The sequence below is a fragment of the Streptomyces violens genome (assembly GCF_000717745.1).
Lineage (GTDB): Bacteria > Actinomycetota > Actinomycetes > Streptomycetales > Streptomycetaceae > Streptomyces > Streptomyces violens.
In genome coordinates, this window is the sequence record NZ_JOBH01000031.1 from 1 (window position 1) to 19235 (window position 19235).

Below are 19235 nucleotides of genomic sequence, written 5' to 3' on the forward strand. Positions count from 1 at the left end.
CGGCAGAGGAGGGGGGTGGGGTGGGGGGGAGGGGAGGGCCCCCGGTAGGGCGTCGGTTCCGTTCGGTTCGGTGAGGAGTGGAATTCAAGTGAGTGGTGAGCAGCAGTTTCCGCATCTGTTCCGGGCGTTGCGGATCGGGGCCACGACATTGAAGAACCGCATCGTGTCCTCGGGGCACGACACGGTGCTCGTGCGGGACGGGCAGGTGACCGACGAGCTCGTGGCGTACCACGAGGCGCGGGCCGCGGGCGGGGTCGGCCTGATCGTCGTGCAGGTCGCCGGGGTGCACGAGTCCGCGCGGTACACCACTCACGTCCTCATGGCGACCGACGACACCTGCATCGAGGGGTACCGCCGCCTCGCCGACGCCGTACACCGGCACGGCGCGCGGGCCGTCGGCCAGATCTTCCACCCCGGCCGGGAGATCCTGGAGTCGCGGGACGGCTCCGCGCCGGTCGCCTGGGCGCCGTCGGCGACCCCGAGCGAGCGGTTCCACGTCATGCCGCGCGCCATGACGGTGGCGGAGATCCAGGAAGTGATACAGGGGTACGGCGCGGCGGCCCGGCGGCTGCGTGCCGCGGGCATGGACGGCGTGGAGATCGTGGCCAGCCACGGCTATCTCCCGGCCCAGTTCCTGAACCCCCAGGTCAATCGCCGCACCGACGACTATGGCGGCAGCGACGAGAAGCGGCTGCGCTTCCTGCGGGAGATCATCGCGTCCGTACGGGAGGCCGCGGGGCGGGGGTTCACGGTCGGGCTGCGCATCTCCGGTGACGAGCTGAGCCATGACGGGCTGTCGTCCGCGCTGGTTGTGGACGTGGCGACGAGGCTGGACGAGGACGGGCTGCTGGACTACCTCAGCGTGTGCGCGGGCAGCTCGGCCACGCTGTCCGGCGCGCTGCACATCGCGCCCCCGATGTCCGAGCCCGCCGGGTACACCGCGCCGCTGGCGGCCAAGGTGCGTGCCGCGGTGCGTGTACCGGTCATGGTCGCGGGGCGGATCAACGAGCCGCAGGAGGCCGACCGGATCATCGAGCGGGGGCAGGCCGACGCCTGCGCCATGACCCGGGCGCTGATCTGCGATCCCGAGATGCCGGCGAAGGCCGGCGCCGGGCGTGCGGACGACATCCGGGCCTGCATCGGCTGCAACCAGGCGTGCATCGGCCACTTCCAGCAGGGTTTCCCCATCTCCTGTATCCAGCATCCGGAGACGGGCCGGGAGCGGCGCTTCGGGGTGCTGCCGACGATCACGCGCCGGAAGCGGGTACTGATCGCGGGCGGCGGGCCCGCCGGGTTGAAGGCGGCGGCGGTCGCGGCGGCCCGCGGGCACGACGTCACGCTGCACGAGGCCGCGCGCCGGACCGGCGGCCAGGTGCTGCTGGCCGAACGGCTGCCGGGGCGCGCGGAGTTCGGCGGTGCGGTGACGAACCTGGAGCGGGAGGCGCGGCAGGCGGGGGCTCGTATCGTCACCGGTTCGCGGGTCGACGGGGAGCTGTTGCGCGTCGAGCGGCCGGATGCCGTGATCGTCGCTACGGGCGCCCGGCCCCGCCGACCGGAGCTGGAGCTCGTGGACGAGCCGGTCGTGCTGGACGCCTGGGACGTCATACGGGGCGCCGAAGTGCCGCGGGGGCGGGTGGTCGTGGCGGACTGGCGTGGCGACTGGATCGGGCTCGGGGTGGCCGTTCAGCTCGCCGGGCTGGGCCGGAAGGTCACGCTGTGCGTCACGGGGTTCGGCGCGGGCGAGCATCTGCAGCAGTACGTACGCGCGGCGATGGTCGGCGAGGCGGTGCGGGCGAAGGTGGCCGTGGTGCCGAACGTCCGGCTGTACGGCGCGGACAGCGACACGGTGTACCTCCAGCACACCCTCACCGAGGAGCCGGTGCTGCTCGAAGGGGTCAGGTCGGTCGTCCTCGCTCAGGGACACGAGCCCGTGGCCGCGCCCGCGGCGGAGACCGAACTGCCGGAGCTGCCGCGCGGGTCCCTCATATCCATCGGCGACTGCGTGTCACCCCGGACGGTGGAGGAGGCGGTGCTGGAGGGCCTGACGGCGGCGGCCGAGCTCTGAAGGGACGCCGCGGCGACCCGTCGGATGCGCCCTACTCCTCCTCCAGAGCGGCCGTCAGCAAGGGGCGGGCCGTGGGCTCGACGTGGTCGGCGTAGTAGGCGTGCAGTGCGCGGCGGGCCAGTTGGGCCGCGTGCGGGGCGTCGCCGGCGCGGATGGCGGCGAGTACCTGCTCGTGGTGGTCGATGGAGCGGGCCATCCAGGCGGTGGCGTCCGCGACGTTCGCGATCTTGTGCTCGATGATCTCCACGACGGCGTCGTGGACGGCGCGGGCGCAGAGGCCGAGCAGGGCGTTGCGGCTGGCTTCCGCCACGGCCTGGTGGAACAGCGCGTCGGTCTCGCTGAACGCCCGTAGCCCGGTGCCGGCCCCCGCCAGGGACCGCATCCGCTCGATGAGTTCGGCCATCCGGGTCAGGTCGTCCTCGGTGCGCAGCCGGGCGGCGAGCCGGTTGCTCTCGGCCTCCAGGACCATCCGGAACTGGATCAGTTCGCCGAGGCTGCAGAGGTGGGAGCGGGTGAGCCGGCCGAGCGCCTGGCTGAGGTTGTCGGCGGATACGCCGAGCACCTCAGCGCCCAGCGGGTCGCCGGGGCGGGAACGGATCAGGCCCGCCGACTGCAGTACCCGCAGGGCCTCGCGGACGGTCGAGCGGCCGACGCCGAACTGGCTGACGAGCTCCCGCTCACCGGGCAGCCGGGAGCCGGGCGGCAGTTCGCCGCTGAGGATGCGGTCCTCTATCTGCTCGGCCACGCGCTGGTAGGCCCGTACCGGCTCGACGGGCGTGAAGGGAGCGTCGAAGGCGGCCATCGGGGACCCCGTTCCGTGTTCCGTACCGATTGTTGCTGGTTTCCGTGCCGATTGCTGCTGGTGGCCTCTTGACCCACGCAGGAACGTGCGAGCAGAGTACGGGAAATCAACTGGTCTGACCAGTGGACTGGCCTCCCGGCCAGGCGTTTTGGAGGTTCTATGCACGCCGCCCAGACCCACCCGCCGACCGGCATCGCGATCGACGAAGCCGCGGCCGTCGCCTTCACCCAGGACCTGATCCGGCTGCGTACGGTCAACGCCACCGGCGCCACCGACGTCGAACGGCCGGCCGCCGACCTGGTCGCCGCGCTGTTCACCGAGTTCGGCTGGCAGCACGAGGTGGTGGAGGTCGCGCCGGGCCGGCCGAACGTCATCGCCGTCGTCGACGGCAAGGGCGGCGAGGGCCCGACCCTGATGTTCGAGGGCCACACGGACGTGGTCACCGAGGGCGATCCGGCGGCGTGGAGCGTCGACCCGTACGGCGCGGAGATCCGCGACGGCAAGCTGTGGGGCCGGGGCGCCGCGGACATGAAGTCCGGGGTGGCCGCCATGATTTACGGCGTACGGGCGCTCCAGCAGGCCGGCCCGTTCCCCGGCCGGATCGTCCTCGGCGTGCTGTGCGACGAGGAAGGCATGATGCTCGGCGCCAAGGCGTTCGCCGCCTCGCCGCTCGCCGCGGAGATCGACGGCGTGATCGTCTGCGAGCCGGAGGGGTACGAGGTGTGCACCTCGGCCCGCGGCGGCATCCGGCTCCGGCTGGAGCTGACCGGCGTGATGGCACACGGCGCGATGCCGCAGGAGGGCAAGAATCCGATCGTCGCGGGGGCCCGCATCGTCGAGGCGCTCGGCCGCGCCCAGACCTGGGCCGAAGTGCGCTTCGGTACGCATCCGCACGCCGGCAGCGTCACCGTCACCCCGACCGTGCTGCACGGCGGCGACCCCGACCAGCTCAATGTCATCCCGGCGCACGGCCTGGTCGGCGTCGATGTCCGGACGATCCCCGGCACGGACCACGCCGAGCTGATCGCGCGCATCCGCCGCGAGGCCGAGGAGGCCGCGGCGACGGCCGGCGTCACGGTCGGGCTGACCGTCGTCGACGACCGCCCGGCGATCGAGATCCCCGAGGACCACCCGGTGGTGGCCGGGCTGGTGGCGGCCCACGCACGGGTGCACGGCAGCCCGCCGCCCTTCGGGGCCGTGCCCGGCACCACCGACGGCACGGTCCTCACCCGCGACGCCGGCCTGCCCACCGTCGTCTACGGGCCGGGCGGCAAGTGGATCGCGCACCAGAAGGACGAGTACGTGGAGGTGCGGGAGATCGGCGAGTACACCCGGGTGTACGCGGAGGCGGCGCGGCACTTCCTCACCCAGGGGGTGCGCCGCGATGACGCCTGAGGAGATCACCGGGTGCTTCCCGACCGGGCTGCCCGTCGGCGACGGCTGGGTGCCCGCGCCCCGTACGGAGGCCGTCACCTTCCCGTACGACGGCAGTGAGGTCGCGCAGGCGCCCGTCGGCGACGAGGCACTGGCGCGGCGGGCGGTGGAGCACGCCGCGGCGCTCCGTAAGGACGTGGCACGGCTGCCCACCCGGGTCCGGCGCCGGGTGCTCGGAGGCGTGGCGGCGGCGCTCGCAGAAGTCGCGCGCCCCATGGAGGACCTGCTCGTCCTGGAGACGGGTAAGCCGCGCGTGGACTGCCGTACAGAGGTGCAGCGCGCGGTCGCCACATGGGAGGCGGCGGCCGACGAGGTGGCGCACATCCACGGCGAGACCGTGCCGCTGGACCTGCTGCCCTCCGGGGACGGCATGACCGGCTTCTGGACCCGCCGCCCCATCGGCGTCGTGGTGGGCATCGCGGGCTTCAACTACCCGATGCTGCTCGCCTCCCACAAGATCGCGCCGGCGCTCGCGGCCGGCTGCCCCGTGGTCGTCAAGCCCGCGCCCGCCACCCCGCTCGCCACGCTCTGGCTGGTCCATCTGGTCCGCGAGCAACTGGCCGCGGCCGGGGCGCCCGTCGGCGCGGTGCAACTGGTCACGGGTGACGCGGCGGTGGGCCGCACGCTCACCACGCACGACGCGGTCGCCGCCGTCTCCTTCACCGGCTCCGCCGCGATCGGCCACCGCATCGCCCGGGACGCCGCGCCCCGCAAGGTCGTCCTCGAACTGGGCTCCAACGCCGCGCTGGTGGTGGCCGCCGACGCCGACCTGGACGCGGCGGCCGACGCCGTGCTCCGCGGCGGCTACTACGCCTCGGGCCAGGCGTGCATCGCCGTCCAGCGGGTGATCGCGGTCGAGGAGGTCGCCGAAGAGCTGGAGAAGCGGATCGCCGACCGGCTCGCCGAGGTCGTGGTCGGCGACCCGCGCGAGGAGGTGACGCGGGTGTCCGCGCTCATCGACGAGGCGGCCACCGACCGGGTGCTGGCATGGGTCGACGAGGCCCGCGCGGCCGGCGCACGGGTGGTCGCGGGAGGTGTACGGGAGGGGCGCTGCATCGCGCCCGCGCTCCTCGCCGACGTCCCAGGCGGGCTGCCCGCCTGGGACGAGGAGATCTTCGGGCCGGTCGTCGCGCTGCGTACGGTGTCGGACCTGGACGCCGCGTACGCGCTGGTCAACGACTCGCGGTACGGGCTGCACGCCGCGGTCTTCACCCGCGACCTGGGAGCCGCCTTCACGGCGATCGACGCGCTCGACGTGGGCGGCGTCGTCATCAACGAAGTGCCGGGTTACCGGAGCGATGTCGCCCCGTACGGCGGCGTGAAGGACTCCGGCATCGGCCGCGAGGGCCCGCGCTTCGCCATCGAGGAGCTGACGGTGACGCGGATGGCGGTGCTCAGGACATGATCAGCAAGGGAAGGAGCGAGCCGGGCATGACGTACGCGAACCTCTTCCGTCTCGACGGGCGGCACATCGTGGTCGTCGGTGGAGGCAGCGGCATCGGGCGCGAGGCCGTGCGGGCGCTGGTCGCGCACGGTGCGGACGTGACCGTCGCCGACCGCGACCTCAAGGGGGCCGACGAGACCGCCCGGCTCGCGCGCGAGGAGCCGCCGGCGCCCGGCAGCCGCACCGGCACGGCGACCCCGTACGAGCTCGACGTCCTGGACGAGGCCGCGGTGCGGGCCGCGGCCGCCGACTGGGGCGCCCCGGACGGCCTGGTCGTCACCGTCGGCGCCAACGTCCGCAAGCGGATCGCCGATTACACCCTGGAGGAGTTCGACCGGGTGGTCGCACTGAACCTCCGCGCGCACTTCGCACTCGTGCAGGCCGTCGCCCCGGCCATGGCAGAGCGCGGCAGCGGCAGCGTCGTCGGGCTCGCCTCGATGCGCGCGGTACAGGTCGAGCCGGGCCAGAGCGTGTACGCGGCGTCCAAGGCGGGCCTGGTGCAGTTCCTGCGGACCGCGGCGGCGGAGTGGGGACCGCGCGGGGTGCGGTTCAACGCCATCGCGCCGGGCGTCGTGCGGACGCCGCTGACCGATCAGATCGCCGCCGACCCCGAGTGGTACGACGCGTACGCGCAGGCGTCCGCGCTGCGCCGGTGGGCGGGCGCCGAGGAGTTGGCGGGCGCCGTGCAGTACCTGGTCTCGGACGCCTCCACCTTCGTCACCGGCAGTGTGCTGACCGTGGACGGCGGCTGGACCGCGGTCGACGGCCGGTACGAGCCCACTGTCTGACCTGCGATAACGTCCAAATCCAGGATACTCTCCGCACTCTCCCCTCGAAGGAGCCCCATGTCGCACGCCCCCGAGGACCGCGGGCGGGAGGGCCCGGCGGAGGCCGGCGCGCACCCGCTCGACGGCCTGCCCGAAGTGAGCGCCCGGCGCCCCGCGCTGTGGCTGCTGCTCGTCCCGGCCGTCCTGTACTGCCTGGCGCCGCTCGTGGCGAACCGCATCGAGCCGCGCGTCCTCGGCGTGCCGTTCCTGCTGTTCTGGATCCTCGCCGCCACGGTCATCAGCCCCCTGGTCATCTGGGCCGTCACCCGCCTGGACCCCGCGTACCGCACGGGCGCGGCCGAACCGCTGCCGGCGGAGCGGGAGACCGCCGGGCCGACGCCCGGAGGAGCCGAAGGCCCCGAACGGCCCGAAGGAGGCGCCGCATGAGCAGTTCGGCAGCGATCGCGACGACCATCTTCGGCCTTGCCATGGTCGTGACCATCCTCATCGGCGTGCTCAGCGCGCGCGGCCGGGACAAGGGCCTGTCCGAGTGGTCGGTGTCCAGCCGGGGCCTGGGCGTGCTCTTCATCTGGCTGCTGATGGCCGGCGAGACCTACACCAGCTTCTCCTTCCTCGGCACGGCCGGCTGGTCGTACTCCTTCGGCGTGCCGATCCTCTACCTCGTCGCGTACCTCACCGTCGGCTTCGCGGTGGCGTACGTCGTCGGCCCGGCCATCTGGACGTACGCGAGCCGGCACGGCCTGATCTCCATCGCGGACATGGCCGAACACCGCTTCCGGTCCCGGCCGGTGGGCATCCTGGTCGCGGTGATCGCCACGGTCTTCCTCGTGCCGTACATCCAGGTGCAGATCCAGGGCATGGGCGTGGTGGTCAACGCGATGACGTACGGGAGCGTGGACCTGCGCGTCGCCGCGGTCATCTCGTTCGTCGTCGCCGAGGTCTTCATCCTTGTGTCCGGGCTGCGCGGCTCGGCGTGGGTCAGCGCGCTCAAGGACGTCCTGGTCATCGCCGCGGTGGTCTTCCTCGCGGTGTACGTCCCGATGCACTACCTCGACGGCTTCGGCGACTTCATGCACCGCATGGTCGCGGAGAAGCCCGAGTGGCTGACCTTCCCCGGGCATGAATCCGGCGGCCGGGACGCGATGTGGTTCATCAGCACGCTGCTGCTCAACGCCGTGACGATCACGATCTTCCCGACCACCGTCGCCGGTTACCTCAGCGCGCGGAATCCCAACGCGCTGCGCCGCAACGCCGTACTGCTGCCCTGGTACCAACTGCTGCTCTTCGTCCCGATGATGATCGGCGCCACCGCGCTGTTCGTCATGCCGGCCCTCGGCAATCCGGACCTGGCGCTGTTCAGCCTGGTCACCGACTCGCTCCCGGCCCCCGCCGTGGCCATCATCGGCGTCGCGGGCGCGCTCTCCGCCATCGTCCCGATGAGCGTCTTCATGCTCGCCATCGGCACGCTGTGGGGCCGCACCCTGCTCGGCGGTGGCAACGGCGCCGACCCGCGCAGCCGCCGTACGGGCCGCATGCCCGCCGACGACGTACGCACCAAGCGGCTCTCGCAGCTGGTCTGTCTGATCGCAGGGCTGATCGCGCTGGCGGGTGCGCTCTTCTACCCGAACACGTTGGTCCAGCTGTCGGTCCTCTCGTACGAGGGCGTGGCCCAGCTCGTGCCGACCGTGCTGCTGGCGCTGTTCTGGCGGCGGATGTCCAAGGCCGGCGCGGTGTCGGGCCTGCTCGCCGGGCTCGCGGTGGTGGTGGCCCTGTGGGCCACCGGCAACGACCCCTGGCACGGCGTCAACGGCGGCATCATCGGGCTGGCCGTGAACCTCGCCGTGACCGCGGCCGTCACCTTCGCCCGGCCCGCGGCGGCCGGGCCCCCGGGAGCACGCCCCGCACCTCGTACGGAAGGCAACGACCCGGCCCCGGCGGCCACCGAGGAGGCGAAGTGATCGACGACAGCACCCCCGTGCTCCACCGCGCCGCCCACATCGTCAGCCAGCGCGGGAGCGGCCCGGAGCCCGAGGCGTTCGCGGTCGCCGAGGGCCGCATCCGGGCCACCGGACCCACCGCCGAGCTGCGGGATCGCTTCCCGGGCGCGCCCGAGGTCGACCACGGTGACGCGACCGTCGTCCCCGGCCTCAACGACGCCCACATCCACCTCGCGATGGCCGCCACCGACCTGCTCCACCTCGACCTCTCCGCCGCCGCCGTCGGCAGCGCCGACGCACTGCTGGCGGCCATCGCGGGCGAGGCGGCCCGCACGGCACCGGGGGAGTGGCTCCGCGGCAGCCGGTACGACGACGCCAAGACCGGCCGGATCACCCGCTGGGACCTGGACCGCGCGGCGCCCGATCACCCCGCCCTCGTCGTCCATGTCGCGGGCCACTGGGGCGTCGTCAACTCCACCGCGCTGCGCGCCCTCGGCATCGACGAGGACACCCCGGCCCCGGACGGCGGCGACTTCGGCCGCGCCGCAGACGGCCGCCTCGACGGACGCCTCATCGAACGCGCCCTGATGAACGTCGTCTACCCGGCCACCGCCCGCGGCGATTCCCCGCTCACCCCGAGCTCCCCGCAGGACCGGCTGCGCGGCCTGCTGCGCGCCCAGGAGCTGTGGCACGCCGCCGGGCTCACCTCGATCTGCGACGCGCTGATCGCCCCGGACGACATCGCCCTGCTGCGCACCGCGCGCGACCAGGGCCGGCTGACGATGCGTACGGGCATGCTGCTCTCCATCGACCACTACGCCAAGGCCCGGGCGCTCGGCGTCGGCAGCGGCTTCGGCGACGACCTGCTGCGCTTCGTCGGCGTCAAGGCGTTCCTGGACGGCGCGATCGGCGGCCGCACCTGTCTGCTGGCCGAGCCGTACGCGGACCCGGAGTGCGGCGGGCACGGCATCCAGACCACCTCGACCGAGGAACTGTTCGCGCAGGTACGGGAGGTGCATGCGGACGGCAACCGCATCGGCGTGCACGCCAACGGCGATGCCGCGATCCGCCTCGTCCTGGACGCCTTCGAGGCGGCACAGCGCGAGCTGCCGCGCCCCGGGCTGCGGCACCGCATCGAACACTGCACGCTCATCGACGACGCGACCCTCGCCCGGATGAAGGCACTGGACGCGATCGCCGTGCCGTTCGCCGGGTACGCCGGCTACCACGGTGGGGCGCTGAACACCTGGTACGGCCCGGAGCGCACGGAGCGGATGTTCGCGCACCGCTCGTTCCTGGACGCGGGCGTCACCGTCGCCGGGTCCTCGGACTACCCCTGCGGCCCGTACGAACCACTCCTCGGCCTGCAGTCGATGGTCACCCGCGAAGGCATCGAGGACGGCGCGAAGGTCGGCCCCTCGCAACGGGTCACTGCCGCCGAGGCGCTGCGGATCTTCACCCTCGGCTCGGCGGAGGCGGAGGGCACGGCGCACTACAAGGGCCGGATCGCCCCCGGCCACCTCGCCGACTTCACCGTACTGGGGGAGAACCCACTGACCGCCGATCCGCACGGCATCGCCGCCATCCCGGTACGGGCGACGTACGTGGGCGGCGAGTGCGTACACGAGGAGGCCACCCGATGACCGAGTCCGGCACCGCGGCCACCTTCGAGGTCCCCGGCCTGTCCGAACCGGTGGAGATCCTCATTGACCGCTGGGGCGTGCCGCATCTCTACGCCGCCTCGCGCGCGGACCTCTTCCTCGCGCAGGGGTTCAACGCGGCCCGCGACCGGCTCTTCCAGATCGACCTGTGGCGGCGGCGCGGCCTCGGCCTGCTGGCGGAGGTCCTCGGCCCCGAGTACGCCGAACACGACTGCGCTGCCCGGCTGTTCCTCTACCGCGGCGACATGGCGACGGAGTGGCAGGCGTACGGTCCGGACACCGAGCAGGTCACCACCGCCTTCGTGCACGGCATCAACGCCTTCGTCACCCTCTGCAGAACCCAACGCGCTTACCTGCCACCGGAGTTCCGGCTGCTGGACTACGAACCGGCGTACTGGCAGCCCGCCGACGTCGCCCGCATCCGCAGCCACGGCCTCTATTACAACCTTCACGACGAGGTCCAACGCGCCCTGACCCTGCGGGACTTCGGGCCCGAGGTGGAGGGGCTGCGCAAGGTCCGCGAGCCCGCGCACGAGCTGCGCGTACCGGAGGGCCTGGACCTCTCCGTCATCCCGGACGACGTGCTGCGCGTGTACCGGATGGCGACCACCCCGCCGTGGGCCGCGAACGCCCCGCGCCAGGGCATCGACGGCAGCAACAACTGGGTGCTCGCCCCGTCCCGCACCGCCACCGGCCGCCCGCTGCTGGCCAACGACCCGCACCGCGCCGTCACCCTCCCCGCGCTGCGCTACCTCGCCCACCTCTCGGCCCCCGGCCTCGACGTCATCGGCGCGGGCGAGCCGGCCCTGCCCGGCGTCTCCATCGGCCACAACGGCCGTCTCGCCTTCGGCCTCACGATCTTCCCGATCGACCAGGAGGACCTGTACGTCTACCGCACCGATCCCGCCGACCCCAAGCGGTACGCCTACGGGGACGGCTGGGAGGCGATGACGAAGGTCACCGAGACCATCCCGGTGCGCGGCGGCGAGCCCGTCACCACCGACCTGTGGTTCACCCGGCACGGCCCGGTCATCGACGAACGCCCCGACCGCGCCGCCGCGTTCGCCGTCCGCGCCGCCTGGCTGGAGCCGGGCATGGCCCCGTACCTCGGCAGCATGGACTACATGGGCGCGGCCGGGCCCGACGCCTTCGTCGCCGCCATGGAGCGGTGGGGCGCGCCCGGCGAGAACCAGGTCTACGCGGCCCCGGACGGCACGACCGGCTGGCGCCCGGCCGGGCGCGTCCCCGTGCGCCGCGGCTGGGACGGCACGCTCCCGGTGCCGGGCGACGGCCGGTACGAATGGGACGGGCACCACCCGGTCGGCGCGCTGCCCTCCGTACGGGACCCGGAGGACGGCTGGTTCGCCACGGCCAACCAGCTCAACCTCCCCGCGGAGTACCCGAATGCCGAGCGGACCGTCACCTACGACTGGTACGCGCCGTACCGCCACCACCGGCTCGCCGAGACGCTGGCCGCGCGGTCGGACTGGACCGCGGCGGACTGCGTGGCTCTGCAGAACGACTATGTGAGCCTGCCCGCGCGCGAGATCCAGCCCTTGCTGGCGGATCTGACAGCGGACGACCCGCGAGTGCGCGACGGGCTGAAGCTGCTGCGGGACTGGGACGCGTCGCTCGACGCGGACTCGCCGGCTGCCGCGCTCTTCGAGATCTGGTACCGCCGCCATCTCCGCCCGGAGCTGCTGCGCCGGGCCCTCGCCCGGCTGCTCCCGGAGGAGCGCGTCGCCCAGGCGCTCGCCCGTGTGCTGCCCGCCGAGGACGCCAGCGCCGATCCCCGGGTCGACCTCTCGCTGCTCCTCGCGCCGGGGGACCGGCTCGGGCCCGACCCGGACGCCGCGATCCGCGCGGCGATCCTCACCAGTCTCGGCCCCGCGATGGCGGAGACCGCGGAGCTGCTCGGGCCCGATCCCGACGCGTGGCGATGGGGCGCGCTCCATCAGGCGCATCCGCACCACCCCCTCGCCGCGCTCCTCGGCGCCGAGGCCGCCGGCTGGTCCTCGGTGGGGCCCGCGCCGCGCGGCGGCAGCGGCGACACGGTCTCGGCGACGGCGTACGGCCCCGGCTTCCGGCAGTGCGGCGGCGCGACCTTCCGGCTGGTCGTGGACGTCGGCTCGTGGGACGACTCGGTGGCGATGAACGCACCCGGCCAGTCCGGCGACCCGGGCAGCCCGCACTACCGGGACCTGTTCGAGCCGTGGGCGGCGGACGAGGCGTTCCCGCTGTTGTACTCGCGCGAGCGGATCGAGGAGCACACGACGGCGCGGATCACGCTCGTACCGGGTTCCGTCCCGGGGGAGTGACCGGGGCGCCGCACGGCTTGGTCCTCACTCCGCGAAGAGCGCGTCCAGGTAGACCCACGCGCCGTCGTGCCGGACGAAGCGGCTGTGCTCGTGCAGTGCGTCCTCCGCGCCGCCGTACCGGAACCGCGCCCGGAATTCGACGGTGCCGGTGGTGTGGAACGCGCTGCCCTCGGACGTCCGCAGGATCTCCAGGCCCAGCCAGCGCTGCCCCGCGTCGAACTCGATGCGGGGCGGCCGGGTGTCCGGATGCCAGGTCCGCAGCAGGTACGCCTCGTCCTGGACCACGAAGGCGCTGTACCGCGAACGCATCAGCCGCTCGGCCGTGGGTGCCGCGGCCGTCCCGGCATGGAACTGCCCGCAGCACTCCCCGTACGGGGCGGACAGACCGCAGGGACAGGGCGAGGACGCGGTGATCGCAGGGGCTGCGGCCTGCTTCGGGCGCTTGGTACGACGGGACATGCGCCCATTGTGCCCGGTCCATCGGGCGGACTCATCGTCTCGCCATCCGAGACGGTGTTACGTGTGGCTTACACCCGGTATTACCGTGGAGCGCATGTTCGGACCCGCCAGTGTGCTCACGCTCGCGCTCTTCGCGGCGACGCCGTGGGACGTCGACGACGCGCTCTGTATCCGCTGACGCCTCCCGTCCGGCCCTTTCCGGTACGTCCGTACGTACCGCATCCCTCCCACGGAGACCCACGTGACGACCGCTCCCCCCGCCGGGGCGGCCGGGGCGCCGCCCCGTACCGGCGCCCTGCTCACCCCGGCACCCACCCGCACGCCCGCGCCCGAGGCCGACCCCGCGCCGCCCGTCCGCCGGACGCCCCTGGTGGTCGCGGGGCTGATCGGCGCAGGGCTCACCGCCTACGTGTGGACCGCCAACGGCGCCAAGCCCGGCGTCCTGCTGCTCCTCGGCATCGCCCTGGGCTTCGCCCTCTTCCACTCCCGCTTCGGCTTCACCTCCGCCTGGCGGCAGCTGATCGCGGTCGGCAACGGCACCGGGCTGCGCGCCCACGCCCTGCTGCTCGGCACCACGGCGACGCTCTTCGCGCTGCTCATCGGCACCGGCACCGGCCTGTTCGGCTCGGCACCGGCGCCCAGCGCGGGACCGCTGGGCGTCGCCCTGCTGGTCGGCGCCTTCCTCTTCGCCGTCGGCATGCAGCTCGGCGGCGCCTGCGCCTCGGGCACGCTCTTCGCCGTCGGCTCGGGCCAGAGCACCATCGTGCTCACCCTCGGCGGCTTCATCGCCGGCTCGACGCTGGCCGCCTGGCAGTGGGACCTCTGGCGCGACCTGCCCGCCTTTGACCCGGTGCTCTTCTCCGACCACCTGGGCTGGGGCGGCTCCTGGGCCGTGACCATGGTGCTGCTCGCCGTGGTCGTGCTGGTCACCCGCCGCGTACAGGCCCGCCGCAACCCGCCGCCCATCGGCACCCCGCCGTCCGCGCGCACCACCCTGGCCCGCGTCTTCCGCGGCTCCTGGACCCTGTGGGCCGGCGCGCTGGCGCTCGCCGTGTTCGGTGCCGGCGTGCTGCTGGTCTCGGGCGGCGCCTGGGGCGTCACCAGCGCCTTCGCGCTGTGGGGCTCGAAGCTGGTGGGGCTGCTCGGCGGCTCCCCCGAGACCTGGGCGTTCTGGCAGGACCCGAAGAACGCCGCCTCGTACGCGGGCCCGGTCCTCGCCGACAAGACCAGCCTGACGGACATCGGCATCATGATCGGCGCCGCGGTCGCGGCCGCCGCGGGTGGCGTCTGGAAGCTGCACCGCGGCATCCCCGCCCGCACCGCCCTCGCCGCCGTGCTCGGCGGCATCCTGATGGGCATCGGCGCGCGCATGGCCGGCGGCTGCAACATCGGCGCGTACCTCGCCGGCATCGCCTCCGGCAGCCTGCACGGCTGGATCTGGGGCGCGGCAGCCCTCGTCGGCACCTGGGCGGGCCTCCGGCTGCGCCCGGCCTTCGGCCTCGGCAACCCGAAGCCGGGGGACGGCGTCTGCTGAGCCGTCTTTTGAGCAACGGGAACGGCCCGCGTACGTCTCGGACGTACGCGGGCCGTTCCCTCATGTGAGCTGCCGGCTCACCGCTCCTGGATGCGGATATTGCGATACGAGATCACATCGCTCGTACCGTGGACCTGGAGCCCGATGTAGCCGGAGGCGTAGCGCCGGCCGTCGGTGCCCGGGTCGTCGGACCGCGGCGGGTAGAAGCTCTGCCCACCGGTGTTGTCGAACTCGTTGATCAGCTTGCCGTTGCGGAAGATCTCGTAGTGCTGGTCGGTCACCCGGATCTCGTAGTCGTTCCAGGTGCCCTTGGGCGTGACGCCTGCGCCGCCGAGGCCGACCCGGTCGAAGCCGTAGATCGAACCCGTCTTGTACATGTCGCCGTCCGGGCGGTCCAGGATCTGGACCTCATGTCCGTACTTGATGGCGACCCACTCGGGACGGGACTCCTCGGGGTGGTCGTGGACGTCGGGGAAGCGGACGAAGACCCCGCCGTTGGCGTTGCCGGTGCCCGGCGCGTCGTCCCGGAACTGCAGCTTCAGCGAGAAGTCGTCGAAGCGGCGCTCGGGGAACCACAGCATGCCCATGCCGTCGACCTTCGTGCTGCTGGTCATGGCGCCGTCACCGGTGAGCGAGAAGGCACCGCCGCCGACGTGCTGCCACTTCTCGAAGGACGCCTGCGTCCCATCGAAAAGGGTGCGGTAGCCGGTGTCGTTGCCGGGCTTGCCGATGCCGGACTGGCGGGCCGCCTTGTTGATCGCCCGGTACTCCCGCTTGTCGATCACCCCTTCCTTCAGCAGCCTGTCGGTCACCTCCGTGACGTGCTTGAGGAAGAGCGCCTGCGAGGACCAGTCCTTCTCGTCCTCGATCAGCTCGTTGATCGTGCAGCGGTTGCCGGTGACCCGGTTCGGCACACCGGTGTCGACCGTGCCGACGATGACGGTCAGCCGCTCGTCGTACTCGGGACAGGGCGGCGCGGGCACTCCGCCGCCCGTGGCGACGGTGAAGGAGGCCGTCCGGGCGGGCGAGGTGTTGCCCGCCTTGTCGGTCGCCCGGTGCGCGAGCGAGTGGTACCCCACCCGGTCTACGATCACCGGCGACTCGTACGCGAGGTACGGCCCGCCGTCCAGCGAGTACTCGGTCCTCGCCACGCCGGAGCCCTCGTCGGTGGCCGTGAGGGTCACCGTCGCCTTCCCGATGTAGGCGCCGTCCGCGTTCTTGTCCCCCTCGACCTTCGCCGCGGTGTCCGGCGGCGTGGTGTCCTCGGGCGGCGGCGCGACGACGGTGAAGTCGACCGACTTCTCCGCGGCCGCGTTGCCGGCCTTGTCGGCGGCCCGGTAGCGGACCTTGTGGCTGCCCGCCTCGTGCACCATGACGGGCGCGGTGTACGGCTGCCAGGCGCCGTCCCCGAGCGCGTACTCGATGGTGTTGACGCCCGACCCGGTGTCGGAGGCGGTGACGGTTACCGTCGCCATGCCGACGTAGGCACCGTGCGCGTTCTTCTCACCGGACACGGTTGCGCTGGTCTCCGGCGGGGTCGTGTCGTCCGTGTCCGGCGCGACCACCGTGAAGTCCACGGACTTCTCCGCCGCGACATTGCCCGCCTTGTCGGCCGCCCGGTATCGGATCTTGTGCGTACCGACCTGATCGACCACGAGGGGTGCGGTGTACGGCTGGAAGCCGGCGTCACCCACCGCGTACTCGATCCGGTCCACGCCCGAGCCGTCATCCGTCGCCGACACGCTCACGGTCGCGCTGCCCACGTACGCGCCGTCGGCGTTCTGCTGCCCCTCGACCTTCGCCGAGGTCTCCGGCGCCGTGGTGTCCTCGCTGCCGCCGTCGGTGACGACGAGGATGCCCTGCATCTGCTCATGGCCGGGGATGGTGCAGTGGTAGCGGTACTTGCCGGGCGTGAGCGTGACCTCGGCGGTGTGCTTGCCGCCCGAGGAGTCACCGGGGTTGGCCAGGATGTTGAGGCTGACGTCCTGGTTGTACTCCGGGTCGGAGACGTCGAAGGTCAAGGTGTGCGGCATGCCCATCGTGTTGCCGGTGGCCTCGCTGTTCTCGAAGACGATGGTCGTCTTCCCGGCCACCGCGGTGGTGGGCGCCGAGGTGTACTTGGTGATGTCGTCGCCCGCCGTCCAGGTCAGCACCTGCTGCGCCTCGACGGGCGGTGACTGCCCGTACGCCGTGGTGGCGCCCACGCCCAGCAGCAGGAAGAGGACGGACAGCAGAGCGGTCAGCCGCCGGTTCATCGGACCGCCTTCCGGGCCAGCTCAGTGGGGAGCGGAGTCGCCGGGCCGCCGTGGTAAGTGATGTGCCACAGCGCGGACTTGGCGTCGTGGGTGAAGAAGCCGCGCCCGTAGTCCAGGACATAGAGCGAGCCGTCGGGCGCGAACGTCCAGCCCATCAGGTTGCGGATGCCGTCGGCGCCCACCGGCACGATCTTGTCGAGGGTCTCGGCGTGCACGGGCAGCCCGCCCGAGCCCGCGGTCTTCGGGTCCATGACGACCGCGTTCCGCGGCTGCTCACCGTCGTAGAAGTCACCCACGAACCACTTGCCGTCCCAGTACGCGGGCCAGGCGTCCTTGCCCGCGCTCTGCGCGTCGTAGCGGTAGACCGGGCCGTCCATCGCGGCCTGCCCGCCGCCCTTGAGCCAGGGCAGCAGGAACTTCTGCTCGGACTTCTTGTAGCTCGGCACGCCGTTGGCATCGCGCGGGAAGTCCGGGCCGCCGCCGGCGGGGGAGTACCAGATGTTGTTGGGCTCGGCGGGCGGGATGTTGACCAGCCCGTCGTTGTTCGGCGACTCGTTCTTGAGGTTGTCGCAGTCGTACCAGCCCAGCGGCTTGCTCGGGTCCGGCAGATTGCGGTCGCGGTAGGGCTGGTTGTTGCCCATGCAGAACGGCCAGCCGCGGTTGGAGGCATGGGTGATCGCGGCGAACGTGTCGTACTTCGCCGGGCCCCAGGTCTCGCTCGGGTCGGTCGCGTCCGGGCCGACCCAGCCCGCGTAGAGCGTGTCGGTCTTCTTGTCGACGGAGATGCGGGAGGGGTTGCGGACGCCCATGACGTAGATCTCGCCGCGGGTCTTGCCGCCGCCCTCGTCGGTCTCCTTGCCGGTGAAGAGGTTGCCCTCGGGCAGGGTGTACGTGCCGTCGTTCTCGGGGTGGATCCGCAGGATCTTCCCGTTGAGGTTGTTGGTGTTGCCCGCGGTGCGGCGGGCGTCGGCGAACGACACGCCCTTGAAGTTCGGCTCCGGGTTGTTACCGGAGTAACCGTCGCTGAACTGGCTGGAGTTGTTGTCGCCGGTGGCGATGTACAGGTTGTCCTTGGAGTCCCACGCCATGCCGCCGCCCGAGTGGCAGCAGCTGTGGATCTGCACCGGCCACTTCAGCAGCACCTTCTCCGAGGAGAGGTCCAGCTTGTCGGTCTTGAGGTCCATGGTGAAGCGGGAGACGCGGCGCTCGGCCATGTGCGTCTCGCGATCGATCTCCGAGTGCGGCGTGTAGTGCAGGTAGACCCAGCCGTTGTCGAGGAAGTCCGGGTCCAGCTCGATGCCGAGCAGCCCCTCCTCGTTCTTGACGAGCTCACCGCCGCTGCCCTTGTTGCCGAAGACGGTGACCTCGCCCGCGAGCGTGGTCTTCTTCGTCGCCGGGTCGTAGACGTGGACGGTGCCCTTGCCCTTGCCGATGTCGGGGTTGTTCCAGTCGGTGATCACGGGCGCGTCCGAGCCCTCGCCGCCGCGGCCGATGTAGAACACCCGGCCGTCCTTCGCGGTCACCACGCCGTGCGGCTCGCCGATCTGGTCGTGCTGCCCCGGCTGGTTGGGCTGGGTGACCCGCTCGGCCTTGTAGTTCGAGGCGATGGTCGCCTGGCAGTCGGCGCGGGCGAGCCGGATGGTCCACAGCAGCGCGCCGCGCAGATGGGCGCGGAAGTCGGTCTCCTGGAAGGCGGCCGCGGTGCCGCCCATGCCGGTGTAGAAGGACCGCCCGCCGTCGTAGTCACGGCACCAGGAGATGGGATGGTCGGAGCCGTTGGCACCGGTGCCGGGACGGAAGGTTGTCTCCCGTACACGGGCCACTGTATGCACCGAACCGCTCGGATTTTCCGCCCAGTTGAGCCACCGGTCGGGGCGCTTCCACTCCAGCGGCAGGCTCTTGGTGGCGGGGTTGTCCCGGTCGCCGACCTCGACGGTGGCGCGCTGCACGTTGTCCGTGCCGCCCGTGGGGCGGGCGCCGATCAGGCCGGTGAACCAGTCGGAGTACGGCTCGGCGCGGGCCGCGTTGTGAATGCCGACGAACCCGCCGCCGGCCTCCATGTAACTCTCCAGCCCCGCTTCCTGCTCGGGATCGAGCACATCGCCGCCGCCGGTCAGGAAGACCACCGCGTTGTACCGGCCGAGGCGGGGCTTGGTGAAGACCGACGGGTCGGCCGTGGCGTCGATGGTGAAGTGCTCGGCGGCCGGCCCCTGCCGGCCGATCTTCTCGATCGCCTCGATACCGGCGTTCACCGTCGGCGGTTCCTCGCCCGCCGAGGCGTGGAAGACCAGGACGCGGACGTTCTCGCCACCGGGCGGCGAGGGCAGCGCGAGTTTCGGTACGGACGGCTCCGGCGGGGCCCCGGCCAGTGCGGGGGTCCCGCCCAGCAGGGCCGCCGTGACGGCCAGCGCGGACAGCCCGGCCGTCCGTCTCAGCCGTCCGGTGGTGGTGCGTTTCTGACGTGGTGCGCGACGCATGGTTCACCCACCCCTCTGAGGACACAGCTGTGAGCACACAGCGACAGCCGACGAAGCTAGA

13 protein-coding genes are annotated in these 19235 nt (G+C 72.4%); 9 read left to right on the top strand and 4 right to left on the bottom strand.

Translation table 11 applies throughout. The features are described from left to right. The first annotated feature begins 88 nt into the window (after window positions 1-88). Window positions 89-2065: an oxidoreductase gene (locus IF04_RS0134790; RefSeq protein ID WP_030267507.1), complete on the top strand. Its 1977-nt coding sequence runs from the start codon at window positions 89-91 to the stop codon at window positions 2063-2065. Window positions 2066-2096: 31 nt separating this feature from the next. Here IF04_RS0134790 and IF04_RS0134795 read toward each other — a convergent pair whose 3' ends face one another. Beyond that, entirely contained in the window at window positions 2097-2867 is a 771-nt protein-coding gene (locus IF04_RS0134795) for a FadR/GntR family transcriptional regulator (protein ID WP_030267510.1), read from the bottom strand. 159 nt (window positions 2868-3026) lie between these two features. On the opposite strand from IF04_RS0134795, the gene IF04_RS0134800 reads away from it, so the two are divergent. From IF04_RS0134800 to IF04_RS0134830, 7 genes are read left to right on the top strand one after another with little or no spacing between them, the layout of a single operon-like run. Continuing rightward, on the top strand, window positions 3027-4262 hold the full coding sequence (locus IF04_RS0134800) for a M20 family metallopeptidase (protein ID WP_030267511.1): 1236 nt from the start codon (window positions 3027-3029) through the stop codon (window positions 4260-4262). Then, on the top strand, window positions 4252-5706 hold the full coding sequence (locus IF04_RS0134805; RefSeq protein WP_030267513.1) for an aldehyde dehydrogenase family protein: 1455 nt from the start codon (window positions 4252-4254) through the stop codon (window positions 5704-5706). The genes IF04_RS0134800 and IF04_RS0134805 overlap by 11 nt, the downstream gene beginning before the upstream one ends. 26 nt (window positions 5707-5732) lie before the next feature. Next, the gene (locus tag IF04_RS0134810) at window positions 5733-6533 is read left to right on the top strand and encodes an SDR family NAD(P)-dependent oxidoreductase (RefSeq protein ID WP_030267515.1); all 801 of its coding nucleotides are present in this window, start codon (window positions 5733-5735) and stop codon (window positions 6531-6533) included. A 57-nt stretch (window positions 6534-6590) separates the two neighbouring features. Then, on the top strand, window positions 6591-6959 hold the full coding sequence (locus tag IF04_RS36310; RefSeq protein WP_078601194.1) for a DUF3311 domain-containing protein: 369 nt from the start codon (window positions 6591-6593) through the stop codon (window positions 6957-6959). Next, on the top strand, window positions 6956-8491 hold the full coding sequence (locus tag IF04_RS0134820) for a sodium:solute symporter family protein (RefSeq protein WP_030267526.1): 1536 nt from the start codon (window positions 6956-6958) through the stop codon (window positions 8489-8491). The genes IF04_RS36310 and IF04_RS0134820 overlap by 4 nt, the downstream gene beginning before the upstream one ends. Further along, window positions 8488-10113: an amidohydrolase gene (locus IF04_RS0134825; protein WP_030267528.1), complete on the top strand. Its 1626-nt coding sequence runs from the start codon at window positions 8488-8490 to the stop codon at window positions 10111-10113. The genes IF04_RS0134820 and IF04_RS0134825 overlap by 4 nt, the downstream gene beginning before the upstream one ends. Next, window positions 10110-12449 carry a penicillin acylase family protein gene (locus IF04_RS0134830; protein WP_030267529.1) on the top strand — a complete coding sequence of 780 codons (2340 nt, stop codon included), beginning with the start codon at window positions 10110-10112 and terminating at the stop codon, window positions 12447-12449. The genes IF04_RS0134825 and IF04_RS0134830 overlap by 4 nt, the downstream gene beginning before the upstream one ends. Window positions 12450-12473: 24 nt before the next feature. On the opposite strand, the gene IF04_RS0134835 is transcribed toward IF04_RS0134830, so the two are convergent. Beyond that, the gene (locus IF04_RS0134835; RefSeq protein ID WP_030267530.1) at window positions 12474-12908 is read right to left on the bottom strand and encodes a YchJ family protein; all 435 of its coding nucleotides are present in this window, start codon (window positions 12906-12908) and stop codon (window positions 12474-12476) included. Between the two features lie 241 nt (window positions 12909-13149). On the opposite strand from IF04_RS0134835, the gene IF04_RS0134845 reads away from it, so the two are divergent. After that, entirely contained in the window at window positions 13150-14442 is a 1293-nt protein-coding gene (locus IF04_RS0134845) for a YeeE/YedE family protein (protein WP_030267532.1), read from the top strand. 77 nt (window positions 14443-14519) lie between these two features. On the opposite strand, the gene IF04_RS0134850 is transcribed toward IF04_RS0134845, so the two are convergent. Continuing rightward, window positions 14520-16697, bottom strand: a complete 2178-nt coding sequence (locus IF04_RS0134850; RefSeq protein WP_030267535.1) for an OmpL47-type beta-barrel domain-containing protein — start codon at window positions 16695-16697, stop codon at window positions 14520-14522. Further along, window positions 16694-19174 carry a ThuA domain-containing protein gene (locus tag IF04_RS0134855; RefSeq protein ID WP_211259907.1) on the bottom strand — a complete coding sequence of 827 codons (2481 nt, stop codon included), beginning with the start codon at window positions 19172-19174 and terminating at the stop codon, window positions 16694-16696. The genes IF04_RS0134850 and IF04_RS0134855 overlap by 4 nt, the downstream gene beginning before the upstream one ends. Between the last annotated feature and the right edge of the window lie 61 nt (window positions 19175-19235).

Excerpts from the sequence above, each read along its gene's own strand:
- IF04_RS0134795 (WP_030267510.1), bottom strand. The coding sequence starts at position 2,867 with ATGGCCGCCTTCGACGCTCCCTTCACGCCCGTCGAGCCGGTACGGGCC.
- IF04_RS0134800 (WP_030267511.1), top strand. The coding sequence starts at position 3,027 with ATGCACGCCGCCCAGACCCACCCGCCGACCGGCATCGCGATCGACGAA.
- IF04_RS0134805 (WP_030267513.1), top strand. The coding sequence starts at position 4,252 with ATGACGCCTGAGGAGATCACCGGGTGCTTCCCGACCGGGCTGCCCGTC.
- IF04_RS0134810 (WP_030267515.1), top strand. The coding sequence starts at position 5,733 with ATGACGTACGCGAACCTCTTCCGTCTCGACGGGCGGCACATCGTGGTC.
- IF04_RS36310 (WP_078601194.1), top strand. The coding sequence starts at position 6,591 with ATGTCGCACGCCCCCGAGGACCGCGGGCGGGAGGGCCCGGCGGAGGCC.
- IF04_RS0134820 (WP_030267526.1), top strand. The coding sequence starts at position 6,956 with ATGAGCAGTTCGGCAGCGATCGCGACGACCATCTTCGGCCTTGCCATG.
- IF04_RS0134830 (WP_030267529.1), top strand. The coding sequence starts at position 10,110 with ATGACCGAGTCCGGCACCGCGGCCACCTTCGAGGTCCCCGGCCTGTCC.
- IF04_RS0134835 (WP_030267530.1), bottom strand. The coding sequence starts at position 12,908 with ATGTCCCGTCGTACCAAGCGCCCGAAGCAGGCCGCAGCCCCTGCGATC.
- IF04_RS0134850 (WP_030267535.1), bottom strand. The coding sequence starts at position 16,697 with ATGAACCGGCGGCTGACCGCTCTGCTGTCCGTCCTCTTCCTGCTGCTG.
- IF04_RS0134855 (WP_211259907.1), bottom strand. The coding sequence starts at position 19,174 with ATGCGTCGCGCACCACGTCAGAAACGCACCACCACCGGACGGCTGAGA.